At 37.3% G+C, this 26,488-nt stretch carries 17 protein-coding genes and 1 pseudogene; 2 read left to right on the top strand and 16 right to left on the bottom strand.

What is annotated here, in order from left to right:
• The first annotated feature begins 165 nt into the window (after nucleotides 1-165).
• Nucleotides 166-1,146: an acyl-ACP desaturase gene (locus tag AC6CH7_RS08910; RefSeq protein WP_498262341.1), complete on the top strand. Its 981-nt coding sequence runs from the start codon at nucleotides 166-168 to the stop codon at nucleotides 1,144-1,146.
• 72 nt (nucleotides 1,147-1,218) lie between these two features.
• Here the strand turns inward: AC6CH7_RS08910 and AC6CH7_RS08905 are convergent, their stop codons facing one another.
• The 14 genes and pseudogenes from AC6CH7_RS08905 to rpsA form a co-directional block, all read right to left on the bottom strand.
• A complete protein-coding gene (locus AC6CH7_RS08905) occupies nucleotides 1,219-4,581 on the bottom strand; it encodes a methylmalonyl-CoA mutase family protein (RefSeq protein ID WP_498262340.1) in 3,363 nt (1,120 codons plus the stop codon).
• An 85-nt stretch (nucleotides 4,582-4,666) separates the two neighbouring features.
• Nucleotides 4,667-6,328, bottom strand: a complete 1,662-nt coding sequence (gene pafA, locus AC6CH7_RS08900; protein ID WP_498262355.1) for an alkaline phosphatase PafA — start codon at nucleotides 6,326-6,328, stop codon at nucleotides 4,667-4,669.
• Between the two features lie 118 nt (nucleotides 6,329-6,446).
• A complete protein-coding gene (locus tag AC6CH7_RS08895) occupies nucleotides 6,447-7,733 on the bottom strand; it encodes a bifunctional folylpolyglutamate synthase/dihydrofolate synthase (RefSeq protein ID WP_498262339.1) in 1,287 nt (428 codons plus the stop codon).
• Nucleotides 7,734-7,776: 43 nt separating this feature from the next.
• A complete protein-coding gene (locus AC6CH7_RS08890; protein ID WP_498262338.1) occupies nucleotides 7,777-8,592 on the bottom strand; it encodes an energy transducer TonB in 816 nt (271 codons plus the stop codon).
• Entirely contained in the window at nucleotides 8,592-8,993 is a 402-nt protein-coding gene (locus AC6CH7_RS08885) for an ExbD/TolR family protein (protein ID WP_498262337.1), read from the bottom strand. Before AC6CH7_RS08885 ends, AC6CH7_RS08890 begins: the two co-directional genes overlap by 1 nt.
• Nucleotides 8,993-9,703 carry a MotA/TolQ/ExbB proton channel family protein gene (locus AC6CH7_RS08880; RefSeq protein ID WP_152542437.1) on the bottom strand — a complete coding sequence of 237 codons (711 nt, stop codon included), beginning with the start codon at nucleotides 9,701-9,703 and terminating at the stop codon, nucleotides 8,993-8,995. The genes AC6CH7_RS08885 and AC6CH7_RS08880 overlap by 1 nt, the downstream gene beginning before the upstream one ends.
• Before the next feature lie 2 nt (nucleotides 9,704-9,705).
• On the bottom strand, nucleotides 9,706-10,956 hold the full coding sequence (locus tag AC6CH7_RS08875; RefSeq protein ID WP_498262354.1) for an SPOR domain-containing protein: 1,251 nt from the start codon (nucleotides 10,954-10,956) through the stop codon (nucleotides 9,706-9,708).
• A 3-nt stretch (nucleotides 10,957-10,959) separates the two neighbouring features.
• A pseudogene (locus tag AC6CH7_RS08870) lies at nucleotides 10,960-11,097 on the bottom strand (HU domain-containing protein); the annotation flags it as partial.
• A 54-nt stretch (nucleotides 11,098-11,151) separates the two neighbouring features.
• Entirely contained in the window at nucleotides 11,152-12,855 is a 1,704-nt protein-coding gene (locus AC6CH7_RS08865) for a hypothetical protein (RefSeq protein ID WP_498262336.1), read from the bottom strand.
• An 11-nt stretch (nucleotides 12,856-12,866) separates the two neighbouring features.
• A complete protein-coding gene (locus tag AC6CH7_RS08860; protein ID WP_498262335.1) occupies nucleotides 12,867-15,884 on the bottom strand; it encodes a tetratricopeptide repeat protein in 3,018 nt (1,005 codons plus the stop codon).
• Nucleotides 15,885-16,017: 133 nt separating this feature from the next.
• On the bottom strand, nucleotides 16,018-16,950 hold the full coding sequence (locus tag AC6CH7_RS08855; RefSeq protein WP_068891581.1) for an aspartate carbamoyltransferase catalytic subunit: 933 nt from the start codon (nucleotides 16,948-16,950) through the stop codon (nucleotides 16,018-16,020).
• Between the two features lies 1 nt (nucleotide 16,951).
• Complete coding sequence (gene pyrR / locus AC6CH7_RS08850) at nucleotides 16,952-17,500, bottom strand: bifunctional pyr operon transcriptional regulator/uracil phosphoribosyltransferase PyrR (protein WP_048907137.1); 549 nt, start codon at nucleotides 17,498-17,500, stop codon at nucleotides 16,952-16,954.
• An 85-nt stretch (nucleotides 17,501-17,585) separates the two neighbouring features.
• Nucleotides 17,586-19,199: a beta-N-acetylhexosaminidase gene (locus AC6CH7_RS08845; protein ID WP_498262334.1), complete on the bottom strand. Its 1,614-nt coding sequence runs from the start codon at nucleotides 19,197-19,199 to the stop codon at nucleotides 17,586-17,588.
• 114 nt (nucleotides 19,200-19,313) lie between these two features.
• Nucleotides 19,314-21,248, bottom strand: coding sequence for a 30S ribosomal protein S1 (gene rpsA / locus AC6CH7_RS08840; protein ID WP_048907135.1), 1,935 nt, complete (start codon nucleotides 21,246-21,248; stop codon nucleotides 19,314-19,316).
• 254 nt (nucleotides 21,249-21,502) lie between these two features.
• Here rpsA and AC6CH7_RS08835 point away from each other — a divergent pair, with 254 nt between their 5' ends.
• Entirely contained in the window at nucleotides 21,503-22,795 is a 1,293-nt protein-coding gene (locus tag AC6CH7_RS08835) for a PepSY-associated TM helix domain-containing protein (protein WP_498262333.1), read from the top strand.
• 1 nt (nucleotide 22,796) lies between these two features.
• On the opposite strand, the gene AC6CH7_RS08830 is transcribed toward AC6CH7_RS08835, so the two are convergent.
• Both AC6CH7_RS08830 and AC6CH7_RS08825 read right to left on the bottom strand, forming a co-directional pair.
• Nucleotides 22,797-23,957 carry a PepSY-associated TM helix domain-containing protein gene (locus AC6CH7_RS08830; RefSeq protein ID WP_498262332.1) on the bottom strand — a complete coding sequence of 387 codons (1,161 nt, stop codon included), beginning with the start codon at nucleotides 23,955-23,957 and terminating at the stop codon, nucleotides 22,797-22,799.
• Nucleotides 23,958-26,375 (bottom strand): TonB-dependent siderophore receptor, encoded by a 2,418-nt coding sequence (locus AC6CH7_RS08825; RefSeq protein WP_498262331.1) that lies wholly within the window; start codon nucleotides 26,373-26,375, stop codon nucleotides 23,958-23,960. It lies immediately after the preceding gene.
• Nucleotides 26,376-26,488: the final 113 nt, after the last annotated feature.

Raw genomic sequence — 26,488 nt, 5'->3', positions numbered from 1 at the left:
TCTTGATGAATGCTATGTTATTCTTATATTCATAAATACCTTACATAATAATCAACCAGATAATGGGATAGGGCCCTTAGATTATTTCTTAATAAAGTATTGGTGCAACCATCTTTATGCAATAATTTTGGTATATTTGATACAAATTTAAAATAATATAAACGAATGAATTTATTCGCGGAAAAGAGAAGGGAAGTAATGTTACATATAGAAGGCTATATGCTTGATATGATGGAAACATACCTGAAACCGATTGATACAAATTGGCAGCCATCTGATTTTTTGCCTGATTCTACTAGTGAAACTTTCTACCAGGATATAAAATTATTACGTGAGAATGCTAAGGATCTTTCTTATGATCTTGTGGCTGTTTTAATAGGTGATACTATTACGGAAGAAGCATTACCGACATACGAGTCGTGGCTTTGTATGGTAGACGGGATTACTAAAAATGAACAAGGTGGATGGATGAAATGGGTACGTCACTGGACTGCGGAGGAAAACAGGCACGGTGACTTATTAAATAAATATCTTTACTTGTCAGGTCGTGTTGATATGCGTCAGATGGAAATATCAACTCAATACTTAATTGCAGATGGGTTTGATATAGGAACCGGCCATGATCCATATAGAAACTTTATATATACTAGTTTTCAGGAGTTAGCTACAAATATTTCTCACAGGAGAGTAGCTTCTTTAGCTAAAAAGGATGGTGACACATTACTTTCTAAAATGTGTGGAGTAATTGCTTCTGATGAAGCCCGTCATGCAAAAGCGTATAAAGATTTTATGTCGAAAATATTTGAAGTTGATCCAAATGAGGCAATGGTCGCTTTTGAAGATATGATGAGAAAGAAGATCGTAATGCCTGCTCACTTCTTACGTGAAATGGGTATGAAAATTGGACAAACATTTGGACATTTTACTGATGCTGCCCAACGTTTAGGAGTGTATACTGCGATTGATTACGTGGAAATCATGCAACAGTTAATTGAAGAGTGGAAGTTAGAAAGTATGCGTGATTTAAATGAGGCCGGAGAAAAAGCACGTGATTATATCATGGCTTTACCAAACAGGCTGTTGCGCGTTGCTGAGAGAATGAACAATCCAACAATGGACTATAAATTTAGCTGGATTCATGCTTAACTAAAAGCGGTATCTTTTAATACTTAAAAGGCCTGAATTTTCAAATTCAGGCCTTTTTTAGTACTAATGGTTTTACATATTTCGTCTATATTGACCCCCAACTTCATAAAGTGCATTAGAGATTTGACCTAAAGAACATATCTTACATACTTCCATAAGTTCACTAAATATATTTTCTCCAGCAATTGCAGTTTTTTGAAGCTTTTTTAATGCTAATGTTGATGAGTCTGAATTTCTATCCTGAAAGGTCTTAAGTGCTGTAATTTGATATTGTTTTTCTTCTTCTGTCGCTCTAATTACCTCTCCGGGTATTATTGTTGGCGAGCCATTTTTATTTAGAAAAGTATTTACACCTACTATGGGATATTCACCAGTATGTTTCAACGTCTCATAGTATAAGCTTTCTTCCTGTATTTTACCTCGTTGATACATGGTTTCCATTGCGCCTAATACTCCTCCTCTGTCATTAATCCGTTTAAATTCTAACAATACAGCCTCCTCGACTAGGTCAGTTAGATCTTCAATGATAAAGGCTCCTTGCAGTGGGTTTTCATTTTTAGCTAAGCCAAGTTCCCTGTTAATGATCAATTGAATAGCCATCGCCCTGCGCACAGATTCTTCTGTTGGAGTAGTTATAGCCTCATCATAAGCATTTGTGTGAAGTGAATTACAGTTGTCGTAGATCGCATATAGTGCCTGTAAGGTGGTGCGTATATCATTGAAATCAATTTCCTGAGCATGCAATGAACGTCCCGACGTTTGGATATGATACTTCAGTTTTTGGGACCTATCATTTCCTTTGTATTTGTTTTTAATTGCTTTAGCCCATATACGTCTTGCTACACGGCCAATCACCGAATATTCAGGATCGATGCCATTGGAGAAGAAGAAAGATAGATTAGGTGCAAAATCATCAATATTCATTCCTCTGCTCAGATAATATTCAACAAAAGTAAAACCATTGCTCAATGTAAAGGCAAGTTGAGATATTGGATTTGCGCCTGCTTCAGCAATGTGATATCCGGAAATTGATACTGAATAGAAGTTGCGTACTTTTTCGGCAATGAAGTAGTTTTGAATGTCTCCCATCATTCTAAGGGCAAATTCGGTAGAGAAAATACAGGTGTTTTGTGCCTGATCTTCCTTAAGAATATCTGCCTGGACAGTGCCACGAACTGTACTCATTGCATGCGCTTTAATTCTGGCGTATACATCTGCTGCCAATACCTGATCGCCGGTTACACCAAGAAGCATTAATCCCAGACCATCGTTCCCCTCAGGTAAAGATCCATTGTAGGTTGGTCTTTGCTGTCCTTTTTCCTTATATATCGAACGAATTTTGTTTTCTACTTCTTTTTGTAATCCATTTTCCATTATGTGTTTCTCGCATTGCTGATCTATTGCAGCATTCATGAAAAAGCCTAATAGCATAGGTGCCGGACCATTTATTGTCATAGACACTGAGGTTGATGGGGCACAAAGATCAAAACCGGAGTATAGTTTTTTAGCATCATCAAGAGTTGCTATGCTTACACCAGAGTTACCTATTTTGCCATAAATGTCAGGGCGTACATGTGGATCTTCTCCATAAAGAGTTACAGAATCAAAGGCCGTGGATAAGCGGTGTGCAGGCTGACCTAAAGATACATAGTGGAATCTTTTATTTGTTCTTTCTGGGCCACCTTCTCCTGCGAACATCCGGGTTGGGTCTTCTCCTTCGCGTTTTAAGGGAAAAACACCGGCGGCATAAGGGAATTCACCAGGGACATTTTCTGTCAATAACCACTGAAGAATGTCGCCCCAATCCTTATATCGGGGCAGCGATACCTTTGGGATTTGCAGTTTAGAGAGCGACTCGTAAAAGAGCGGCTGTTTGATCTCTTTATCTCTTATCTTATATACAAAGAACTTCTGCTGGTATTTGGTTTTAGTTTCTGGCCAATGGCGTAGTAACTTCCTACATTCTCCATCCAATTGTTCCTCTTGATATTGATAAATCTCTTTTAAGGTGTTGGTTAGGTTTTCCTCAGTTGAAAGATCAATAGCACCTTGTAATTGATACATTTTGCTAGCAATTGCAGCTTGTCTATCTACCCATTCATTGTATGTCTGGCTAGATTCAGCGATCTCTGCGAGATATCGTATTCTGTCTGGTGGTATTATATAAATCTTTTCGGATTCTCCTCCAATAAGCTCCATTTGGGCTTTAAAATCGATTCCTGTCTTTTCCTTTATCTTTTGCATTAAGGCGGTAAAGAGATTGTTCATGCCTTGATCGTTGAACTGGGAGGCCATTGTGCCATAAACGGGAAGGCTGTCGTCATCTGCATTGAACAGATTGTGATTGCGTTTAAATTGTTTTCGGACATCACGTAAAGCATCCAGGGCACCGCGCTTATCGAACTTATTGATGGCAACAAGGTCAGCAAAATCGAGCATATCAATTTTTTCCAACTGGGTAGCTGCGCCGAATTCGGGAGTCATTACATATAAAGAAATGTCGCAATGTTCTGTTATTTCGGTATCTGATTGCCCAATACCTGAAGTTTCAACTATAATTAGATCATAACCTGCAGCTTTGCAGATATCAATGCTCTCCTGAACGTTTTTTGAAAGTGCTAAGTTGGCTTGTCTTGTAGCCAATGAGCGCATGTATATTCTGGAATTATTTATCGCATTCATCCTGATTCTGTCTCCAAGTAAGGCGCCGCCAGTTTTGCGCTTGGATGGATCAACTGAAATAATTGCGAGTGTTTTATCTTTTACCTCTGTTAGGAATCTTCTTACCAATTCGTCAACTAAGGATGACTTGCCGGATCCCCCAGTTCCTGTAATACCAAGTACCGGAGCATTGTTGCTGATAGTGAGTTTTTTTAACTCGTTTACAAAAGATTGAGCCGCCTCCGGATCATTTTCTGCAACTGTTATTGCGGCAGCAATGCTTTTGATATCTTTTTTTGGGATGTTTTTTAATTCCCCATTTAAAGATTTTGTAGTGATGAAATCAGTTTGTTCAAGCATATTATTAATCATGCCTTGCAACCCCATTTTACGGCCATCATCAGGAGAATAGATTCTTGTAATACCATAAGCCTGTAACTCTGCAATTTCCGAAGGCAGGATCACACCACCACCACCACCAAATATTTTGATATGGGGTGCCCCACGTTCCTGAAGCAAATCATACATATATTTAAAATATTCGATATGACCGCCTTGATAGGAAGTCATTGCAATCCCTTGAACATCTTCTTGTATGGCACAGTTTACAACTTCCTCAACCGAGCGATTATGGCCTAAATGTATTACTTCTGCCCCAGAGGATTGAAGAATCCTTCTCATGATATTGATTGTGGCATCATGCCCGTCAAATAATGCTGCTGCAGTTACAAAACGGATTTTATGTTTGGGCTTATAGATTTCAATTTGTTCCATAGCTGGTTTAATAATTGGTAATCAAAGGTAACAAAAAGGCCACTCAAAAATATTCTTGAGTGGCCTTCTTGTACTTATAAAGATTTTATTGATGTGTTAGTTCTGTTATTGGCTCGCCTATACAGCCACTAGGCATCTGAATATGGAGCATTGCAGCCAGGGTAGCTGCTATATCTGTCATATAATGAGTTTTATTTGTTTTTCCTGGTTTTACATTCCATCCCATAAATACACATGGAATGTGCGAGTCATACGGGAACCATGCACCGTGAGTTGTCCCTGTTTTACCACCTTCGAAGTAGTTTGATTTCAGGATATAATAAATATCGCCACTTCTACGTGCATTATATCCATTAGTAATGGCTTTCTTTATTGGTTCAGGTAGGGTAGAGCTGGCTAATTTAGTTAGATCTACTGCATCCATAACTCCATCTTGTTCTTTTAGTGTTGCAATTGCTAATGCTTTTATTGCATCAAAGTCTGCATTGGCATCCTTAATGGCCTGATGGTTGAAGTAAAACTGGCTGTTAGTAGAAGTGATAATTGCTTTCTTTACTTTAAATTTTTCTTCAATTGTAGTATTTAAACTCTTTATAACCGGAGAGTCATTGAATAATCCCCCAGGTAGTTTATTTTCTGCCATAAATCCTGGAACATGAGCTGCCCCGTGATCAGCAGATAAAAATACAAGGTAATTTCCTTTGCCAATTTTAGTATCCATATAATTAAAGAACTGTTCCAAATCTTTATCTAACCTAAGGTAAGTGTCTTCCGCTTCTATTGAATTTGGCCCATATTGATGTCCAACATAGTCTGTTGCAGAACAACTGACAGCAAGGAAATCAGTGGAAGTTCCCTGGCCAAGATGCTCTGAATTTATAGCAAGTTTGGCCAACTCTAAAGTCATTGTGTTTCCATAAGGAGAACTTTTTATCATATCATAATTCTTTCCAGCATACAACTTGAAAGGGTGAGGGAAGGTAGGGGTTTGTTCTCCTCTAGATTTTCCTTCATACTCTTTATTGTCGGTAGAACTTTGATCATAAGTTTCAATTGGATATAGTGTATTCCAGTTCTTCTCAAAATACTTGTCTGCCATTTTCAACTTGTTATATTCTACTACCCATGATGGCAATTGATTCATGTAATGTGTACTGGTAATCCAATCACCAGTTCCTCCATCAAACCAATAGGCCGCATTAGCAGAATGACCTGCTGGCAAAATTGATCCTCTGTCTTTTAATGATATGCCGATTACTTTACTTTTAAAGTTTGTTGCTAAACGAAGTTCATCAGTAATAGTGGTGGTTAGTAAGTTTTTAGGAGACATTAAACCAGCTCTGGTGTCACTACCTACTGTTTTAACTGTAGTATCTTCGGCACAATAAACTCCGCGTTTTAATTGTGGATCATACCAATCGTTTCCAATGATCCCATTAATAGCCGGAACTGATCCAGTGTAGATACTCGAGTGTCCACATGCTGTATAGGTAGGAGTGTATGGAATAAAAGTATTCTCAGCAGAGAACCCTTCATTTACCATTCGCTTAAATCCACCATTTGAATATCTGTTATAGTAACGATACAGATAGTCCCATCTCATTTGATCAACAACTAATCCTACCACTAATTTTGGTCTGTTTAATGTAGTGGAAGACGTGTTTTTTGCAGGCGCTGTTTTTTTTTGTGCTATTGATCCTGTTGAGAACAGGGCTAAAATGGTAAATAAAAGGATAATTCTTTTCATCATTATTTGTTGAATTTTTAGAGTTTATAAGGCAAAAGAATAGTGTATTAATGTTTTGTTAGGATTTTATAAAGTTAATTACTTGGCTGTAGGTATCCTTTAATATAGTGTAAAAGTTTTATGGTATTTCAGCCACTACGAAAGTACTTCCACCTATATAAATGAGGTCATCAGCATTTGCATTTTTCTTAGCGGCATTTATAGCAAGTTCAACAGTTGGGAATACTAATCCTTTTAGTCCATGTTTTTCTGCTTCACATGCAAGCTCTTGAGCAGGCAGTGCCCTTTCAAGTTGTGGCTGGCAAAAATAATACGTGGCTTTTGCTGGAAGAAGATCCAATACACCACTAATGTCCTTATCCTTCACCATCCCAATTACAACATGAAGTCTGTTATGTGGTGTATCATTAATATTTTGCATCACTTCTTTTATACCTGCAATATTATGTCCGGTATCGCAAATTATTAAAGGGTTTTTACTTAATATTTGCCAACGCCCCATTAAACCGGTTAAGCCTTTTACATCTTTTAGTGCAGCATAAAGCGCATCATTATCAATCTTAAAATCTAATGTTCTTAAAGTTTCGACTGCCTGAATAACAGTTAAAATGTTCTTTAATTGGTACGTTCCAGTAAGATCAAGCAAGAGATTTTCAATCAATATATTTCCGTTCTGTGAGATGGAAACATTTAAATACTCATCTTCTTTAACTGACTTGCTAATCTGCATTTGCTGGTCGGCAAAAAGAATCGGGCTTTGTGTGTCCTTTGCTTTTTGAATAAAAATCTGATCGGTTTCTGGATGGCTTTCCCCAATTACGACAGAAATACCTGGTTTTATAATTCCAGCTTTTTCTCCGGCAATTTCCTTTAATGTATTACCGAGGATGTTGGTATGATCAAGACTAATATTGGTGATAACAGACAATTCTGGAGTTATAATGTTTGTTGAGTCTAGTCGGCCACCCAAACCCACTTCAATTATAGCAATATCCACATTCTGTTCGGAAAAATATGAAAATGCCATGGCTACGGTAACTTCAAAAAAAGAAGGACTAAGTTCTTCAATGATTTCTTGTTGTTGATCGACAAAATCTATTACGAAATCTTTAGAAACCATTTCGCCGTTAATTCTGATTCGTTCCCTGAAATCCTTTAAATGAGGGGAGGTGTACAATCCGGTTTTATAACCTGCTTGTTGAAAAATGGCGGCTAACATGTGGGAGGTTGAACCTTTCCCATTTGTGCCGCCAATATGTATCGTCTTAAAATTATTTTGCGGATTATCCAGCCTTTCGCACATTGCAATGGTATTGTGCAAATCCTTTTTAAAGGCAACAGCACCAACCCTGGTAAACATTGGTAGTTTGCGGTATAAATAATCTATGGTTTGTTCGTAATTCATTTCTGATGCTTAATAACATCACAAAAGTATCAAAGCTACCTGATTATTTAACTTTAAAGTTGAAAACAACTACACCAATTTGAATATCTGGGGCGGTTTCTGATGGCGCTAAACGAGCACCCATTAAAGCTTCCTTGCATTTTTGCCATAACTCCCTGTCATTTAGCGTAGTTCCTTTAACTCCAGGGGTAGCATCTATAACAAGACCGGCTTTGTTAATTTTTATACGTACAGCGATTTTACCGGTTTTCTGACCATCATCCTGTGGTGTAACGAGGTTTGTAAACTTTCTTAATGCAATAGGAGTTTCACCAAATCCAGAGCCACCTTCGCCATAATTATTGGCTAGCGGGTCCCCATTTTTGCTTCCCTGATTTCCTGGTGTATCACCTGTTCCATCACCTGCACCAGTTCCTTTACTGGATTTTCCTTTGTATAAGGCATTTTGATTAACAACTGGTTTTGAAGGTTTTGTCTCGGTATTAGTTGCAGTAGGAGTAGCTTCTTTTTTAGTTGCTTTACTTTTTACAACTACGGCCTCTTCAGAGTTTTGGGTAACGATCTCTTTTTCGCTTACTTGTGGAGTGGGAGTTTCTTTGGTTACTTCCGTTGGTGTTACTTTATCTGGTGGACGGTTATTCGCATTCGGATCTGCAGAAGGCTCCTCTATGCTGGTATAATCTGAACCCATACCTGTTACAGAAGTCCCGTAGTTAACAACCATACCCCCCATACCTGCATCTTCCGGCTCAAAGCTTCCAATAACAATAAAGAAGCTTAAAGCAAGCAATGCAGCCATGATACCGGTAGATATTGCCAGTGCCTTAGGATAATTGTTTTCTTCTTTAGGATAAGTCATTATTTCTTAGGTTCTACAGCGAGTACAACTTTTAGTTTTAATTTGTTAGCCACATCAAAAACAAGCATTGTATTTTCAATTGATACTCCTCTTGCAACGTAAAGAACAATAGTTAAGTCTGGGGATTGCTTTTGATAAGTTTCAATTGCAGCCTGAAGATTTTCAAGCGTACTAGGTTGCTTGTCTACAAAATAATTTAATTTCTCATCTATAGATACAGTAACGGTTTTTTGGGCATTAGATTGTTGCCCGGATTCTGAACGGGGCAATAATAACTTCACTACCTGTGGATTAACTACAGCTGATGCCAATAGAAAAAACAAAAGCAGGAAGAACATGATGTCGTTCAAAGCAGAGGTATGTACCTCTACAGTTCCTTTATTTCTTTTGCGTAAATTCATTATTTTCCTGGCTCCTCTAATAGATCAATAAATTCGATAGCATCAGTTTCCATTCTTAAAATTATGCGCTCAACCATCATATTTAAAATATGATATAGTACATAAGCAATAATACCTATAATCAGTCCGGTTGCTGAGGTAATCATTTTTGTATAAAGACCACCAGATATTGTGCCAATTTCGATGGCTCCCTTAATGGAAACATCATGAAAAATAGTAATTACCCCGATAATTGTTCCTACGAAACCAAGCATGGGAGCAATACCCGCAATAATTCCTAGTATGCCTATGTTTTTCTCTAATTTCGATACTTCTAACTTTCCATTGTTTTCAATGGCAGCTTCAATATCTTTAATAGGTCGACCAATACGTTTTAATCCTTTCTCAAGCATTCTTGCTAATGGAGAGTTATTGTTGCGACATAAAGTTATTGCATTTTCTAATCTTCCATCATGGATGTATTGCTTGATCTGAAGCATCAGATTGGATTCAGTTTTAGAAGCTTTTCTTATTGTCAGGTATCTTTCAACAAAGATCACTAATCCCAAAAATGCCAAAAAAGCTAAAGGGAGCATTACCCACCCACCTTTAAATAAAAGGTCTATGAAATGAAGCTCTGGTGGGGCAGTTGTAATTGCTTGGTTTAAGTTATTAGCGGTATCAATAAGCTTGTTAGCGGTATCAGTTGCACCTTGTAATAAAACGATCATATTTATTGTGGTTTGTGTGTGTGTTTATTTTGATGTATATAAATTCCTGGATCTTTTAATTTTGTGACTAGTAGTTTGCGTCCTTCTCTTGCACTTTCTTCATCTTTAAATGTTGCAATGCTAATTTTCAATCTCCTTTTACCAGGAAGGGTTGGGATAACTTTTGCAGTTATACCTATTGCTTTCATTTGGGCGATAAATTTATCTGCTTCCTTTTGATTAATTACTGAAGCACCAATAACCTCCCATGTAACCGGACCTTCAGGGCCACTGACAATAGCTCCGGAAACAGCGGAAGTTGGCGCTGGTTTAACGGGACTAACAGCCAAACTATCCTTTTTTATTGAATCTGCAGTTTGTATTGCTTTTTCATTGATTATTCTTATGCTATCTGTCTCGGCAATTGAATCAGCTCTGATTTTATCATTATTTTTAATCAGTTCAGAATTGTCATGAAGGTTATTATCAGATTTATTTAGAGCACCATTAAAAAGATCAGGCTTAATAAAATATGCTGCCAGTCCTATCGCTACTACTATTGCAAAGGCAATTATAATTTTTAGGTAGAACGGAAGCCCCTGGCTTTCTTCTTCGGTCTCTATTGGTTCCGCAATTTGCGGCTGTAGTGGACTTGGTGTATTAAAGAATGGAGCATTGACAACTTTTGGAGCAGTAGGCCCTTCAACAACATTTGAATCACCGTCTAACCCCTCCGGAGTTTCAATTGAAATTGAAGAGGTAGGTTTTTGAGCTATTTTAATTTCTGATATTTCGTCATAAACAGGTTGGTCATCACGTGCAGGTTTTTCTTCATGATGATGAACAATAACTTCTATCTCATCTGACCCATCACTCAAATCGGCATTATTATCTTCAAGATCCAATTGCTCTTCTGTAATTATAGGCTCTTGTTCAAAAGAAAGTGGTTGTTCAATAGCTGGTTCATTAACTATTTCAGCTTGCGAAATGTTTTTATTAATAATGGCAGCTGCTTCTTCTTTTAAAGGAGGTAAACCATAAAAGTCAAAGCCAAAGTTTAGTTGATCTTTGGGGTTAAAAATTAAGTTTCCAGGTGTGCCAGATAGTATACCTATTTCTCCAAAATTAGCATATTGCTTCTCAGAAAGTTGTTTTATAGTCTCATCAGCAAACTGGTCAATATAATAAGTAGCCGCTTCGGTTGATATGTTTCTTTTTTTACCTATATAGGTGATAAGGGATTGAGATTCTCTACTCTCTTCTACAAATGCCAAAGTATAACTTGGGGGCAGAAAAGAGTGCGTTTCAACATCGTACCTTCCTGGCGATTTCTTTTTATAAAAAGTACCCAGTCCAGAAATTCCAACTTCTTTACGAGTTTTTATAAGTTCAGTAAGGTATGATAAGATATCCATTCTGGTAAAAATAAATTTTAATTCCGTATCAACCAATTATTAATTAAAAACCTATTAGAATGAGTAGCTTATGCCTCCAAAAACATTAAGCCCAATTACCTCATAATGCAAGTATCTGCTGTACGATGAGTTTAATAAATTGTTGGCTCTTGCGAAGGCAGAAAACTTATTATTTATTTTATATGATACTCCGGCTCCTAAATCAACAAATCCTTTAACGGTAACTACAGTTTCGTTGGCAGGATCAGGTGTATAATAAGGATTAGCAGGAGCTGCAGTATAAATTTTTGCTTTGCTATCATCCTGAAGTGCTACAGAAGCATTAAGGGTTACTTTTTTGTTGATCACATAAGATAGATCAGAACTTAAACGCATTTGAGGCTTAAACCAACTTTGTGTTTCTGCCGCAGGTTTATAATCTTCAAAATTTAATTTACCGGTCCATTTTAACGCATCACTTACCTGTACAGAAAGTTCTCCTTCTATTCCGAGAAGTTTCATGGTTCCGAAATCATAGATCACATCAAATTTATTGAAACTTGAAAAGTTGTTTACGAACAAGGGCATATCTTCAATGCTCTTGTGGTATACTCTTGCTTTATATCCAAATCCAGGACCGCCTGTACCTTTGATACCACCACTGATACTTAGTTTTTCGATAGAATTTCTGATGGTAATATTGTTGTTCAGGAATGGGTTTTCATCACTAAACTGTTTTAAAGAATTACGGTTTACATCTCCTTTTACTTCTCCAAATATTTGCAGGTAATCAGGTATTAATGTAAAATCTGCTGTTACAGCTGGGAAAATTCTACTTGATGAGAATGCACCAAATTCCTGTACAAAATTAATTCCTGCAGTTATCTTTACACCACTAGCCTGTAATCTGATATAAGGATTTAACTTTAAAAGATTGTTGCCTACACTTACTAGCTCATCTTTAGTGCTTCCAAATTCAGTTGATGCAGCAAGACCTAAGTTAAACTTACTGATTCTCTTATTTACATATCCATTTAAAACAACTGAGTTTTCTTTGGCATTAAATTTATCACTCCAGATATATCCGTTAAGTTTCAATGCATAACTAAGGGCATCGGGATCTTCTGTGTATTTATTTACAAGTTCTCCTTCTGCTTCGAAGAAATTAAGAGTTTGTTTTTCGGGATCGGGATTTAATGTTGGATTGGCCTTATCAATTCCATAGAAATATAATCCGTTTCTTTGAAAATTAACGCGACCACTTAGGGTAACAACATCACCAATGCTACGGCCAAAAACGCTAAGTTTTTGCTGACTGGACTGTTGTTTATTTAGCTTGCCTGATTGACTAAAATGTTGAAAATACCCACCGGCTCGCATAGCCTCATCACGACCCAGGTTTATATAAGCTTCGCCAAAAATAGTCTTCGCAGATCCAAAACCACCTTTAATATAGTTGTTTATTAGCTCTTCTTGTTTTTCGGCAACTACTTCCTGGGCTTGTAATTTATTGATGTCGGAATTTAGTTCTAATTTTCTATCGGTAAGGCTATAGTTAAATTTAGCCTTATATGTTTTTATATCGTTCAGATCAGGGCTTCTTCTCAGTTTTACTGCTTCTGCCAAAATAGGTTTGTAAGGCCTTACAACTTCAATTTCTTCGGTAACAGCCTTATCATCCGTCTTCTTTTCTGTAGTCTTTGTATCTTGAGCTTTCAACCCCAGGGATGTAGCTGTGATAAAGAAAAGGGTACTATATATTAATTTAGTTAATCTCATGTCGCTTAATCTTATTTAATTTTTTCTAATTTCTCTTTAGCAGTTGGAACGATATCATCCTTGCCTTCATAATTGTCGATAATACTTAAGAGTGTACTTTTAGCTTGTAACTTGTCTTTTAGAGCTACATAATTATCTGCTAATAAAAGGAACGATTTGGCAACCCAATAGTCATAAGAGGCCATATTGTTAATCAGATCAAAACATGTTTTAGTTGAGGTTTTATAATCACCTTTGGCATATTGTACCGCGGCAATGTTGTATTTAGCTTCGGCAGCTGCCAGGGTTTTAGTTTTACTAACTACATTATTGAAAGCTTTTACTGCACTTGTTGTATCGGCCTTTAATAAATAAGCCTTACCTGCATATAGATCAGCACTGTTCTTTTCTTCCTCAGAGCCTTTTTCAGACTCTTTAATCAACTGAACATATTTGATCATATCATCAGGCATCTTTAATGCGTCGTAAGCTTTCAGGAGGTTATTTATAGCGTAACTATGGTGAACTTTGTAATCGGCCGTAGTTTCCAATCTTTTTAAGTAAACAATTGCTTCGTTATATTTCTTCTGATCTAAAAACAATTGAGAAATACTTACCAGTGAACGTTCAGTATAATCACTTGTCCAGTCATTAAGAATGTACTCATAATCTGCAACAGCTTCCAGAGGGCGACCAAGTTTAACCAATGACTCAGCTCTAACAAACTTAGCTTCTTTGTCATGTATTGCTTTTGGATATTTATCAAAATAAGCATTTATAGCTTCAAAAGCACCTTTAAAGTCGCCCTTTAAATAAAGATTATTTGCTCCCTGGAAAACTATATTATCTTGTTCTGCTTCAGAGAAATTACCTAGAGGAGTTGAATTAGCGTAGGTGATGAAACCTTGTGAATCACCACGGTCAACATAGATATTCTTGATAGATTCTAATGCCTGTTTTGCTTCTTCGCTACTGGCGTAGTCTCTGATTACTTTTTTGAATGACTCTAATGCCTGATCATCTTTATCCTGATTATATTGTACAAGACCAATGGTAACCAAGGCTCTTGGAACATAACTGCTATTAGGATACAAACTAACTAAACTAATAAGATCTGTACTGGATTTATCGAAATTTCCAATATTGAAATAAGTATAAGCAGTTTCGAAACCAGCATCATCAGCATAATTAGAATTAGGGAACTGTTTAAGAAGATCCTGCATGGTTCCAATTTTGGCCTCATTTTGATTTTCCAATCCCTGGATCATACCACGTTGAAAAAGTGCATAATCTTCTCCTGTAGCTCTGGCATTGATGATTTTGTTATAATTTACAAGCGCATTGCCATAGCTTCTATTTACAAAGTAAGAGTCGGCTAGCCTTATGATGGCATCGTTAACTGTTTTCTGATCCTTATCGTTACCCGCTAAGAAGCGTTCAAAGTATGTAGCTGCTTTTCCGTAGGTTTCGTTTTCAAATGCAGCGTAGGCAAGAGCATAATTTGCAAAATTATAAACCCCGGTTTTATCAGCATCAGGCATTCCAAGGAATGTTTCGAAATGTTTAACGGCTTCACCAAATTTTCTTAATTCGTAAGAAGCCTCAGCTTTCCAATAAGTACTTAATGCGTGAATTTCTTTGTCCTCTGGGAATTTCTCAGAACGTAAGAACATTGATAAAGCGTTAGGGAAAGCTCGTTCGTTATAAAACTCTAGTCCTCTAAAGTAAGTTACTTTTTGATAAGCTTCTCTGGCCTCTGGCGATTTATTTTGAATCGGTTCAAGGATATCTATAGCAGCCTGATAGTTTTTACTGGTCAGTAGAATTTCTCCAAGTAAAGTTTTTGCTTCGTTAATTTTGCGCGAAGTTGGAAACTGTTTTAAAAAGTTCTGAGTTGCTTCAAGAGCTTGCTGATTAAAGTCCAGTTCATAACTTAACCTTGCATAGTTGATCCATGATTCTTCTTGTATAACTTTATCAAAATCAAGCCTTGATGCTCTGAAGAAAGCACTCCTTGCTTTTTCTTTGTTTTTAAGAATGATGAAAGAGCGACCCAAAGTGTACATCCCGCTTTGAAGGTATACATCATCTGTATCAAGTTTTTCTAAAATTGAAACTGATTCAGGATATCTTTTCAATTGAAATAACGAGTATCCGTATTGATAAATGAAAAGGTTATTTTTAACATTTGATTTATCTTTAGCGTAGAACTCTTTGAAATACTTCTCTGCATTTACAAAATCAGATTTTGCAAAATATGAAGCAGCAATAAGACTTAACATCTCTGCCTCATATTGTTGTTTTGAAGATTTAAGAATGGGCAGGGCGTATTCTAATACATCATCATATCTTTCATCAAGATAATACATTGAAGTAATGTAATAAGGATAACTAGTCTCGTATGTTGGAGATCCTTTAAGTTTTTCAAAGTTGCTTAATGCAGTTTTGTACTCTTTATTCAGGTAATTGATGTACGCAAAATAATAAGTGGCACTTTCCTGGAAAGGAGATTTTTCTTTTTTAACAGTTTCAAATAAGGGCTCGGCCTTTTCAATGTCGTTCTGTAAAAAATAAGCATATCCTTGCTTAAACTGATACTCCAAACGTTGCTTAGCAGAAAGGGTAGAAGGATCTGTTTTTTCAAACCACTCTAATGCTTTCTTGTAGTTTTTCTGATCAAAGTATGATTTTCCTACATGAAAATAGGCAAGTTTTGTATTTGGATTAAGCGGATAATCTTTTATGAAGTTCTGAAACAAGCTCTCTGCATCATTATTGCCTAATTCTAATGCGCAAACAGCTGCATAGAATTTAGCATTCTCTTTTAGCAAAGAAAGTTCCGAGTTGCTTTCCTGTTGAGTTCCTGGTTTTTGTCTAAGCTGTTCAACCAGTTTAAATTGCTGGGCAGCAGCAACGTATTTTTCATTGTCAAGCAGTTCGAGACCTGTTTGATAATTTTTATTGAGGTTAACTAGTAGGCTCGACTGGGCATAACTTGCAGTATAGCCGCCTGCTAGTAACAGCGGAATAAAAAAGTATTTTTTTTGCATCTGATTTCAAATATGGTTGGTACTAATATAGATATAGTATTGTGTCTTGATAGCATAAGAAATTAACATGTGTTAATAACACAGGTTTAACGAATAGAAAAAGAAAATGGTATAAAAAAGCTGTTAAAGAAAGTTAATCTCTTTGCGAGGCGAGTAAATAAAGTACTGCCATCCTTACGGCAACCCCATTTTCTACCTGTTCTAAGATGATTGACTGTTTGCTGTCGGCAACATCACTGGTAATCTCCACGCCTCGGTTAATTGGGCCTGGATGCATTACAATGATTTCTTTATCAAGATTGTCCAAAATCTGTTTATTCAATCCATACATCATGGCATATTCCCTTAATGAAGGGAAATATTTAATGTCTTGCCTTTCTAGCTGGATACGGAGCATATTTGCCACATCGCACCAGTTGAGTGCTTTAATTAGATTATGTTCAACCTTTACACCAAGGCTTTGAATGTGTTTAGGGATTAAAGTAGTAGGGCCGCAAACCATCACCTCAGCACCAAGCTTTTGCAGGCAAAGAATATTTGATATGGCAACTCTGGAGTGCAGGATATCGCCAACGATTACTACTTTTTTCCCGGCTACATCGCCCAGTTTCTGGCGAATGGAAAAAGCATCAAGTAAAGCTTGAGTTGGATGCTCATGCGCACCATCTCCTGCGTTTACAATTTGAGCTTTGATATGTTTACTTAGAAATTGTCCGGCTCCAGCATATGGATGTCTCATCACTACCATATCCACTTTCATAGCCAGGATATTGTTTACAGTATCTATTAGCGTTTCTCCTTTACTTACAGAGGAAGAAGACGCTGCAAAATTAACCACATCAGCCGACAGCCTCTTTTCTGCCAGTTCAAAAGAAAGTTTGGTTCTGGTGGAGTTTTCGAAGAAGATATTTGCAATGGTGATATCCCTTAAAGATGGAACTCTTTTGATAGGTCTGTTAATTACATCCTTAAAGTTATCTGCAGTTTCAAAAATCAATTCAATATCATTCCGGTTAATATCTTTGATACCTAAAAGATGTCGGGTTGATAATTTCTCTACTGCCATACTATTTATTGCTTTCTGATAATAAGATAACTTTGTCTTCTCCTTCGGTTTCTTTCCAGCTTACCTTAACTTTTTGCGAGTTTAGGCTGTCTACTTTCTGACCGATATAATCTGGCTCAATAGGTAGTTGTCTGGAAAAACGCCTGTCAATTAACACCATTAGTTCAACCTTTTCAGGCCTTCCATATGCCAATAATGCGTCCATTGCAGCTCTAATTGTTCTGCCTGTCCACAATACGTCATCAATAAGGATAACATTTTGGCCTTCAATTATAAAATCTATGGTATTGCTGTTTGCAGAAACTATTCCGTCCTTTCTCCTAAAGTCATCTCTAAAAAAGGTAATGTCCAGATTGCCTTTTTTAATATTGGTTTTCTTAAGGATTTGCGAAAGCTCTTGTTGCACCCTGTTGGCAAAGTAACTGCCTCTTGGCTGTATACCTATTAAAACAGTATTAGAAAAATCGATGTGATTCTCAATTAATTGATGACAAAGTCGCTTAATTGTGATTTGGAATTTTTGTCCGTCTAGCAGGGTTCTCTTTTGCATTGACTAATGATTAGGCAAATATAAAAAAATCGAATTGAATTTAATGGTTGTTTTTGATAAAATTGAAGAAAGAAATATAAATCCCTTATTGATCAGTTAAGTATCTTTTACTATAATTTATTTTTAACAAGTCATATCGTTTAAATTGAATCTTTAGTCTTCTTCTGAAATCCACATAATTGCGTTTATTTTTTGGACTCCATAAAACTTCGCTAAGCGCATCTAATCTAGGGAAAAGCATGTATTCAGCTTTGGCTGGGTTTGCGATATATTCCGACCAAAGGTTTCCCTGTCCGCCCCAAATATATTCTGCTTCTTGGACAGTAAGTTCTGCCGGAATGAGCTCATAATCATAAACACTTTTCAGCGGCAAAAATCTAGCCGCCGTCAGCGAGTCATCTTTCATAAACTGACCGTGATTAAAGTACATAGAGTTTTCTGGAGTCATGATTACTTTATGGTGTTGTTTTGCCGCTGCAATACCACCCTTCTCTCCACGCCAGCTCATTACAATAGCGTTAGGCGCCAGGCCGCCATCCAGAATCTCATCCCATCCAATTATCGTTTTTCCTTTACTGGTTACAAATTTTTCCATTCTATGAATAAAATAGCTTTGTAAACCATTCTCATCTTTTAATCCTTTTTCTTTAATCAGTTTTTGGGCAAATGGAGATTGTTTCCACCAGATCTTTGAACACTCATCACCGCCAATATGAATGTATGGAGAAGGAAATAATTCCATTACTTCTGTCAGAACATCTTCCAGAAAGCTAAATGTTTTCTCGGTTGGTTGTAACACATTATTGAATTTATTGAAGATACCCCATGTTTGCGCCACCTGAGTTGGTATCGCAGGAGTAGTTCCCAGTTCCGGGTAAGCAGCTAATACTGCCATATTATGCCCGGGCATTTCAATTTCAGGAACAACAGTGATATATCTTTCTGCTGCATATTTTATTACCTCTTTAACCTCCTCCTGTGTATAGTATCCGCCATATCTAATGCCGTCGTTTCCTGTTCCGGGATATAGACCAATAATAGTCCCATTGCGCCAGGCACTAATTTGCGTAAGCCTGGGGTGCTTTTTAATTTCTATCCGCCAGCCATGATCATCCGTCAGGTGCCAATGGAAATAGTTTAGTTTGTGCAGCGCCAGATAATCGATGTATTTTTTAATAAAACTAACATCAAAAAAATGCCGACTAACATCAAGGTGCATTCCCCTGTAGGCAAAGCGAGGATAATCAATAATCTCTACAGTTGGAATAGCTAGTTTTTCCGTATTGTCTGGTTGCGCTGGTAAAAGCTGTATAATACTTTGTATCGCATAGAAAATGCCTTGAGGAGATGGCGACCCTACATTTATTGTGGTTGGAAGTACTGAGAGTGTGTACTTGTCAGGATTGGGATATAATGTACTGTCTACAATTAAATTTATAGATCGCCGAGGGCCAATTTTTGTAATCTCCGTAATTATTTCCAGTTGTAAGTTATAATGGTTAGAAATATAATCTGATAGGAATTGAGCGGAAGATTGCGCTTGTGAAGTGTTAATAAAGATCACAGTATTTTTATCGATACTAAATTTCTCGCTAGGTATGGATCCTGCTCTCATTTCAACGGGTGCAGGTATTATATCTTGCGCACTCAGTTTAAAGGAAAGAATGATAAGTAAAAATAAGCTAAGCGTTATTCTCATAGTAGGAGGTATAATGTGTGTTGCTCAAAAGTAATAAATATGCGTCCAAATTTTAGAGCAAAAAAAAGGCCCTCAATTTTTGAGGGCCTTTATATTATATAAAGTTAAATGGAACTAGCTTTTTTTAGCTTTGTTCTCTTCACCTTCCATTTGTTGTTTTAATTGTGCAAGCACGCCTAAATCACCTAATGTAGATTTTTCAACTGAATCTTTAACTTTTTTCACTGCATTGCTAGATGCTTTAGCTTCTTTTTTCTTAGTAGCCCTTTCTTCAGCAACAGCTTCAGCTTTAGCCTCTTCCCAGATACGGGCGTGAGAAACAACGATGCGTTTAGCATCTTTATTAAACTCAATGATTTTGAAATCATTAGTTTCTTCAGCTTTGATAGTAGTACCATCTTCTTTAGCCATATGCTTAGTAGGTACGAAACCTTCAACACCATAAGGTAAAGCAATAACAGCACCTTTATCAGTTACTTTAACAACAGTTCCCTGGTGGATTGAATCTACAGTAAAGATAGTTTCGAAAGTATCCCAAGGGTTTTCTTCAAGTTGTTTGTGACCTAAACTTAGTTTGCGGCTTTCAACGTCTAATTCAAGAACAACTACGTCTAATGTATCACCAACTTTAGTGAATTCGTTAGGGTGGTTAACTTTTTTAGACCAAGAAAGATCAGATATGTGGATTAAACCGTCAATACCTTCTTCGATTTCAACAAATACACCGAAGTTAGTCATGTTTTTAACTACAGCAGTATGTTTGCTTCCGATAGGATATCTTTCAGCAACATTTTGCCAAGGATCTTGAGTTAATTGTTTAATACCTAAGCTCATTTTACGCTCGTCTCTATCTAAAGTTAAAACTTCAGCTTCGATTTCGTCGCTAACTTTCAGGAATTCCTGAGGGCTGCGTAAGTTTTGAGACCAAGACATCTCTGATACGTGAATTAAACCTTCAACACCAGGAATGATTTCAAGGAAAGCACCGTAATCAGCAACAGTAACAATTTTACCTTTAACTTTAGAACCAACAGCTAAGTTAGCATCTAAAGATTCCCAAGGGTGAGGAGTTAATTGTTTTAATCCTAATGCGATACGTTTTTTCTCGTCATCAAAGTCAAGAACTACAACGTTGATTTTTTCATCTAAGCTCAATACTTCTTTTGGATGCTCTATGCGGCCCCAAGAAATATCAGTGATGTGAAGTAAACCATCAACGCCACCTAAATCGATGAATACACCGAAGTCAGTGATGTTTTTAACAGTTCCTTCAAGTACCTGACCTTTTTCAAGTTTAGATACGATCTCAACTTTTTGGCTTTCTAAGTCGTCTTCAATTAAGATTTTATGAGATACAACTACGTTTTTAAACTCGTGGTTGATCTTAACAACTTTGAATTCCATTGTTTTACCCACGTATACATCGTAATCGCGGATAGGTTTGATGTCAATTTGAGAACCTGGTAAGAAAGCCTCAACACCCATAATGTCAACGATAAGACCACCTTTAGTACGGCTTTTAACAAATCCGTTGATGATTCTGTCATTGTCAAGGGCTTCATTGATAGTTTCCCATGATCTCTGAGTTTTAGCCCTTTTACGAGATAAAATCAATTGGCCGTTAGCATCTTCTGGAGCTTCCACGAAAACGTCAACTTTATCGCCAACTTTCAAATCAGGTGTATCACGGAATTCAGAAGTAGATACTAAGCCGTCTGATTTAAATCCAACGTTCAATACCACGTCTTTGTTGTTTATAGAAACAACAGTACCGCTAATGATTTCACCTTGAGTGATTTGATTGAAAGTATCGGTATACATGTCTTCAAACTTTTTACGGTCTTCATCAGAGTATTTTCCGAAAACTTTATCATCAGCATCCCAGTCAAAATCTTGATCAGGTGTTGCTAACGATGATTTGATCTGTTCGATCGACACTGAATCAGCTTCTGATTCAATGGTTTCTTTTTCTGCAAGACGAGCATCTGCGCCTTGTAGTTCAGCTGTTTTAGCCTCTAGTTCTTTTTCTGCTACTTGTTTTTTAGCCATTAAAATTAAATCTCCTTTTCCCGTTAGGGACGGCAAAGATAATAATTAATATTTTTAAAGAAAAGACTTTTTTGATAAATGTTGTTGATTTAGAACTGATTGTGTAACAATTGCCACAACATTTAAAATAAACAATATATGTGTTATATTCTATATAGGTAATGCTTTATTTTACCTGTAAGTATTTAGACTACTTCTAAATACTCGTAGAATTATTTTACATTTGCGGCAGAGACCGACAATTTTTACAGTAAATGAAACAAGGAAAATCCAAAACAACCTGGCAAAAAACACGCAAATTCTTTAACGATATTCACCTTTGGCTAGGTTTAGCCAGTGGTATTATAGTAATCCTTATTTGTTTAAGTGGTACTATATATGTATTCAACAGCGAGCTTAGAGAAATGGCATCCCCTGAATTATATAAGGTTGATGGAAAAGGGGCTAAGCCTATGCAAATAGAAGCATTGATTGCGCAGGTTAAGGCAAGTACTGGTGGTAAAGTTTCTTCTGTTAAGATACCTGCTGATCCTAATAAAACTTATCAGTTTATGGTTAAACTAAAAGAAGCTGAAGGTAAAAAAGATGGAACTGAAAAGAAAAGAGGATCAAAGGGATCTTCTGGTGAAGGGAAACGCCCACCTGCATTTGCTGTAAATCAGTATACCGGCGAAGTGCTTGGTAATGTCTCTGAGGCGAAAACCGGCACGGGAGAATTTATGAAAACCATGTTTAGTTTACACAGATGGCTGTTGCTTGATAAAATAGAAAAACCATTATTTGGCGAATTAGAAAACCGTAAACTTGGTAGCTATATTTCAGGTACTGCTACTATTCTTTTTACATTAGGTGTGATAACCGGAATGGTGATCTGGTTTCCTCAGAAAATAAAAACCTGGAAACAAGGTTTAAGTGTAAAATGGAGTGGAAGCTGGAAAAGAACCAATCATGATCTTCACAACAGTTTTGGTTTTTACGCATGCATATTTTTGTTTTTGATGGGGATAACAGGCCCGCAATGGTCGTTTCCATGGTATAGGGAGGCATTAAGGAAAACATTAGGTACTTATCAGCCAGAAGGATTTGAGGCACCTGCAGATCCTGTTTCAAAAATCCATGTGAGTAATTCCAAACCATTAGCCATAACTGAATATATAAATAAGGCCCAGGAGGTACTCCCATACGCAGGGGATTATCTTATTTCGTTGCCAAAGGATTCACTTTCTGCAATTGCTATTACCAAGAATCGCGCAAGTTTTTTTGCCTCATCAGCAGGAGACAAATTGTTGCTTGATCAATATACCGCTGGTGTTCTTAAAGTAGATGTATTTAAAGATAAACCTTTTAATGAAAGGGTTTCTGGATCAATCAAGGCACTGCATGTTGGAGATGTTTATGGAATGTTTACCAAAATAATCTATTTTCTGGCTTGTTTGATAGCTACCACTTTACCCGTTACCGGAACCTTAATTTGGATTAATAAACTGAAAAAGAAGCGCAAGCCTAAGAAAACACAAACTGTTCAGGTTATGCAACCCGCACTTTAAATTAAGTGAGGGATCGCTTGCTTTTCTTTTTGCGTCCGCGCCAAATCAGGAAACCGGTGATGGGTAGGCTGGCAGCAATCAAACTGGCTGCAAAGGCCATTATTTTCCCCGGGAGCCCCAGTACTGCCCCCACATGAATGTCGTAGTTCATACGGGCAAGCTTATCTGCTGCAGTTGCATTTGCCAGTTTACCATACATATGGTTTACTTCTATTTCCTCGAGTGTGTAACGGTCGTAAAACAGGTAGTCCGCCTTCCAGTAGGTGCTTGGGTCAGGATTAACCGATATTTCTACCGCTGAGTTTTTAGCATGAGGTGGATGTACATCCATACTGCCTTCGAAACCAGGTCTTTCGGCTCTTGCCTTTGCCCAAAGAATATCCTCCGCAGGTGCTTTACCCACAGCTAATGCAACGAATTTCGCATCAAGAGCGCTTTTTGAGATACTTTCTTCAAAGGGAACCATCTGCTTACCAGCTGAAGATACCCAGTAGACGGATTTAGCAAACCATTGAAAACCCATTACCAGCCCTGAAAATGCCAGAAAAATCAGCACCCATGTCATGTAAAAACCAAATACATTGTGCAGGTCATAGTTTACCCTTCGCCATTTTGCATTCCATTTTATAGTGAAACGTTTTTTGCTCGCAGCTTTATTTTTAGGCCACCAAAGTGTCAGTCCTGAAAATAACAGGAAAGTAAACAACAGGGTAGCTGTAGCGAGTACAGGCTGACCAATATTTGGAGGCAGCCAGAGGTAATAGTGGCCCATGATCATGACCCTGAAAAAGTCCCACGCCATATCTTTCACTTTCAATACTTGCCCCGAATAGGGATTAACATATACAGTCCAATAATAGTCTTCACCCTCTTTAAAATAAGATACTATTGAGGCCCTTCCGTTTTGGTATCCTATACTATGGGCTTCTTTACCGGGCAGGGCACGGTCTGCAATTTTCTTTATTTCAGAAGGAGGTAATAGAGGTTCATTTCTGATCTCGACATATCTGTAAGATTGTACTGTATCCTCTATCTCCCGCTGAAATGCCAGTATACAGCCGGTGATACCTAAAAAACATACAAATAGCCCGGATGTTAATCCGAGCCATAGGTGTATTCGTCCAATCCAGTATTTAAACCGGTATTTCTTATTATTAATCATTTAAAATTTATAGGCTATACTTAATCTATAATTTCTTGGAGATTCTGCCTGCCATGAATAAACTGCCTGCTCATAAGTTGGTGCGTTCCAATAATTGGTGTAATATGCTCCTGAATATAAATATTTATCCAGAATGTTAAATACGTTTCCAGTGATTCTTAGACTTCTGTTTTCCCAGAAAAGTCCCGCGTCCAACTTAAAATAATCAGGTAGATTCTGTTCTGAATTGTCTCCGCTATATGTACCCATAGCTCTGCCTGCCAGATAAGTAAAGCCTGATGAAATACCTGTGCCTTTAAGAGCTCCTCTTTGTAAAGTATAACTTAACCAGGCATTAGAGGTATGTTTTGAAAAACCAGGAACTACATCGCCAACAGCCACATCAGTTACACCATCTGCTACTTTGGTTACCTTGCCATCTGTATATGCATAATTGGCTATCAATTTCAAGCCCGTAAAGATCTCGCCTTTCAAGTCGAATTCTATACCTCGTGCTCTTTTTTCACCAACTATGATGCTAAATTTTTCGTCAGCTCCATTGGAGGGGTCTGTAGTAAGTTCGTTTTGTTTAAGAATACGATATACAGATAAAGTAGTATTCCATTTTCCATCAAACCAATCTTTTTTAATACCAACTTCATAATTAGTCCCTGTAATTGGATCAATACTTCCCCCATTGCGCAAAAATCCAGTTTGTGGTATAAATGCTTCATCATATACTGCATATATAGAAGTATTTTTGTTTACGGAAACGCTCAATCCCACACGTGGTGTGAAATGTTTTGCTTTGTCGGGACTTCCTCCCCATGCCGACTGGCTTACATAGGTATACCTTCCTGCAAGTGTTAAACGAATTCTGTTATCCAGAAAACCAAGCTCGTCTTGTAGATAACCGCTTAAGTATTTTTGGTCCATTAACCCACCTGCGGCAATTGCTCGGTCTTTCAAACTAGTTACTCTGTCAAACTCAGGATAGCCATTAGATGGAAAACCATAGTTAGGATTTTTTAAATCAAAAGGTGAAGATGGGAGATCCATATCATGAGATTGACCCCAATCTGCCATATAGCTTTTTTTCCCTCCATCAAAGCCGGCCAAAATATTATGATTAATACCACCTGTTTTTACCTTCCCGTTGATAAAGAATTGGGCTAATTTCATGGTGCTTTCAGCATCCCAAATACTGACATTTCTAATTAGGGTGCTGTTTGCGTATACTGCAGATGGCCATGAACTATACCCATTTTGTAGGTATTTGGAATAGGCTACCTGTGCCGTTGCTTTCCAGTTGTTACTAAAGTTGTGTTGTAAATTAATAAAAGCACTATGATCGTTAATTCTGGTTGGCGGTATTCCAGGCTGCGTAAGCGTGAAATCACGCGGTAGGGTAGCGTAACCTTCCGGTGAGAAGATATAAAATGAACCTACTTCCGTCATTTTTGCATTTTGCCATGCATATTCTGCAGTTAGTTTAGTTTTATCGGAGAACTGGTAGCTTAATGAAGGGGCAAAGGTGTAGCGGTCATTGTTCTCAAACGGCCTGAATGAGCCCTTTGTTTGGGCCGCGGCGTTCAATCGGAACAACAACTTTCCATCATCGGTTAATTTCCTGTCAAAATCTATGCTGGTTCTATATAGGTCGAAGCTGCCCGCGGTAAAAGAAACTTCTCCACGGTTGTTGCCGGTTGGTTTTTTAGTAACAACGTTATACATCCCACTTGGATCGCCATTACCGATCATAAAACCTGCCGGTCCTTTCACAAATTCAATATGGTCTACCATACTTATATCCTCTGTAAGCGGTCCCCAGTATGATGCGACAAAGTTAAATCCATTTCGCATCGCTTGAATTTGTGAACCACGCATTGTGATATTGGTATACATGTCGCCCCAATGTTCAAGCCTTGCAGCTCCACTAACGTTCCTGAGCACTCCATCACTCATGCTAATTACTTGCTGATCAGCCAAGGCTAATGAGCTAACAATCTGAATATTTTGCGGTATTTCTAACAATGGTTGGTTTAATCTTAAAGATGATGAGGGTTGATCTACTTTGTATCTTTTGGCATTTGTAGATATGTTTACCTCTTCCAGTGTGCTAAGGTCCTCTCTCAATACAAAATCAACTTTGGTACTTGTTGACTCTGTAACTTCTGCAGTTTTTTCTTGAGGGCTTAAGCCAACCGCTGAAACTCTTATGGTATATTTTCCAGGATTTACTTTGTTGATTTCATAGTCACCCTTTTCATTCGTAGTTGCCCCAAACGGTGTCCCAATTAACTTAACTGATACAAATGCCGCATTATGCCCATCTGATGTAGTGATCTTTCCGGTAATGCTGCCAGCTTGTTGGGCCATAGCATTAACTGAGAGGAATAACAGCGTTATAAGTAAATTAACTACTCTAAAATTATTCATTTATTCTTTTGTTTGTTTATTTGGATTAATTCTAATTAACCGCAAAGTAAACGCCTAATATCCTATAATCAAAATTTATTTAGAATTAATCTAATCTTATTAGTTTAAAAACT

The organism is Pedobacter sp. GQ55 (assembly GCF_059758925.1).
This window is presented reverse-complemented; position numbering and strand designations above follow the sequence as displayed.